The 2,641-nt window shown below is 63.8% G+C and carries 2 protein-coding genes; both read right to left on the reverse strand.

Features of this window, described 5'->3' with window-relative positions:
• Window positions 1-181: 181 nt before the first annotated feature.
• Window positions 182-865 carry a Crp/Fnr family transcriptional regulator gene (locus VGD20_RS02610; RefSeq protein ID WP_331132954.1) on the reverse strand — a complete coding sequence of 228 codons (684 nt, stop codon included), beginning with the start codon at window positions 863-865 and terminating at the stop codon, window positions 182-184.
• Between the two features lie 23 nt (window positions 866-888).
• A complete protein-coding gene (locus VGD20_RS02615) occupies window positions 889-2,520 on the reverse strand; it encodes a CTP synthase (RefSeq protein ID WP_331132955.1) in 1,632 nt (543 codons plus the stop codon).
• Window positions 2,521-2,641 lie beyond the last annotated feature (121 nt).

Here is a 2,641-nt window from a genome sequence, read left to right on the forward strand (position 1 = left end):
CTGGGCCCCGGCTTTCGCCGGGGTGCACGTTTCCTATCGGCAGCTTCCGATCGTTTCCTGACTTTCGTCATCCCGGACTTGATCCGGAATCCATAGCCGCGCCGTCGTCATGGACCCCGGATCAAGTCCGGGGTGACGGTGAATAAGAGGGCAGCTTCCGGTCGGAAGCCGCCTTTCCGTCCTACCCCTCGCTCTCGCTGATATCCTCGAGCATATCGGCATCGAGCACGCGCACGCGGCCCTGTTCGAGCGAAATCACGCCCGATTCCTCCCAGCTCTTGAGCTGGCGATTGATGTGTTCGCGGCTCATGCCCGCGAAATTGCCGAGTTCGGTCTGGCTGAGCTCGACACGCTGCGACGCTTCGACGTCCTTGCGAATCAGGCGTTTCAGATAGCGCGCGAGCCGTGGGCCCGACGCATAGGCGCGGTCGCTCTCGATCGTCTGGTCGGCGGTGCGCAGGCGGCGCGCCAGCTGCTGCATCAGCGACCAGGTGAATTCGGGGTGGCTCGCCGCAAAATCCTTCAGCGCATTTCGGCCGAGCTGGAGTGCGCTTCCGGCACTCGTCGCGGTGACCGATGCCGTGCGCTCGCCGCCATCGAGCAGCGCGATCTCGCCCAGCACCGCGCCGGGTTCGGCATAGGCGAGCACGATTTCGCGCCCGCCCGCGGTCAGCATCGACACGCGCGCCGTCCCTTCGGTCAGGATCAGCATCATGTCGCCCGGGTCACCCTGGACAAGCAATTCCTTGCCCTTGACGAAATTGACCTGCACCGCGCGGCTCGCGATCTCGGCCCAGTCTTCGACCGAAAGCCCGGAAAAGATGCTGTCGGGGCTCTGCAACTCGGCGAGTCTCGCGTGATCCATGCCTAACCCCTTTTTCATGCCCGTTATACCAGCCGGCTCTGCTTCACCGCCGCTTCGATAAAACCCGCGAACAAGGGGTGCGGATCGAAGGGCTTCGACTTGAGCTCGGGATGGAATTGTACCCCGATAAACCACGGATGATCCGGTCGCTCAACGATTTCCGGCAACATGCCGTCGGGCGACATGCCCGAAAAGACGAGACCGCCCTTTTCGAGCCGTTCGCGATAGGCGTTGTTGACCTCGTAGCGGTGGCGGTGACGCTCGCTGATGTCGTTGGCGCCATAGACGGTCGCGACATGGCTGTTCGGCGACAGCTTCGCCTCATAGGCGCCCAGCCGCATCGTGCCGCCCATATCGGTGTCGGCACCGCGCTTCTGCAGTCCTTCGGCGCTCATCCATTCGGTGATCATCCCGACGACGGGCTCGTCGGTCGGGCCGAATTCGGTGCTCGATGCGTCGGCGATGCCGCTCGTGTTCCGCGCGCCCTCGATGCACGCCATCTGCATGCCGAGGCAGATACCGAAGAATGGCACGTTGCGTTCGCGCGCGAAGCGCACGCTCGAAATCTTGCCCTCGGACCCGCGCTCGCCGAATCCGCCGGGGACGAGGATGCCGTGCATCGGCTCCAGGTTCGCAGCGAGATCCTCGTCGCGCTCGAACATTTCGGCGTCGAGCCAGCGGATATTGACCTTGACACGGTGCGCCATGCCGCCGTGGACCAGCGCCTCGTTGAGCGATTTATAGGCGTCGGGCAGCGACACATATTTGCCGACGACGCCGATCGTGACCTCGCCCTCGGGGTGTTGCTTGCGGTCCATGATGTCGTACCAGCGCGACAGGTCGGGCTCGGGCGCATCGTGGATGCCGAACGCGCGTAAAACCTCGCTGTCGAGCCCTTCGCCATGGTACTGGACCGGGACCGAATAGATGCTGTCGGCGTCGAGCGCCGGGATCACCGCTTCCTTGCGGACGTTACAGAAGAGCGCGATTTTGGCGCGCTCCGTCTCGGGCAGCGGCTTTTCGCAGCGGCAGAGCAGGATGTCGGGCTGAACCCCCAGCGAGGCAAGCTCGCGCACGCTGTGCTGCGTCGGCTTGGTCTTGAGTTCGCCCGCGGCGGCGATGTACGGCACCAGCGTGACATGGACCGAGATCGCGTTTTCGCGTCCCTCTTCATTCTTCAGCTGGCGGATCGCCTCGATGAAGGGCAACGATTCGATATCGCCGACCGTCCCGCCGATCTCGCACAGCACGAAATCGAGGTCGTCGATCTCGGCGCGCGCGAATTCCTTGATCGCGTCGGTGACGTGCGGGACGACCTGCACCGTCGCGCCCAGATAGTCGCCGCGGCGCTCCTTGGCGATGATGCCTTGATAGATGCGGCCCGAGGTGACATTGTCGCTCTGCCGCGCCGCGACCCCGGTAAAGCGCTCATAATGGCCGAGATCGAGGTCGGTTTCGGCCCCGTCGTCGGTCACATAGACCTCGCCGTGCTGATAGGGCGACATCGTGCCCGGATCGACATTCAGATAGGGATCGAATTTCCGGATACGGACACGATAGCCACGCGCCTGCAACAAGGCCGCGAGGCTAGCCGCCATCAAACCTTTGCCAAGCGAGGAGACCACGCCGCCGGTGATAAAAATGAACCGCGCCATGGGAGGAAAGACTTACTCAACAGGAGGGGGACGGCGCAAGCCGTCGAATCGCGAACGGCGGAAATAATTCCGCCGCCTGCGAACGCGGGAAGCGGAAGGCGCCCTACGGCGCCGCCGCTTA

It is taken from the genome of Sphingopyxis sp. (genome assembly GCF_036402335.1).
Classification (GTDB): domain Bacteria; phylum Pseudomonadota; class Alphaproteobacteria; order Sphingomonadales; family Sphingomonadaceae; genus Sphingopyxis.

Bases quoted from the DNA above. Each gene is read 5' to 3' on its own strand.
- VGD20_RS02615 (WP_331132955.1), bottom strand. From the start codon at position 2,520: ATGGCGCGGTTCATTTTTATCACCGGCGGCGTGGTCTCCTCGCTTGGC.
- VGD20_RS02610 (WP_331132954.1), bottom strand. From the start codon at position 865: ATGGATCACGCGAGACTCGCCGAGTTGCAGAGCCCCGACAGCATCTTT.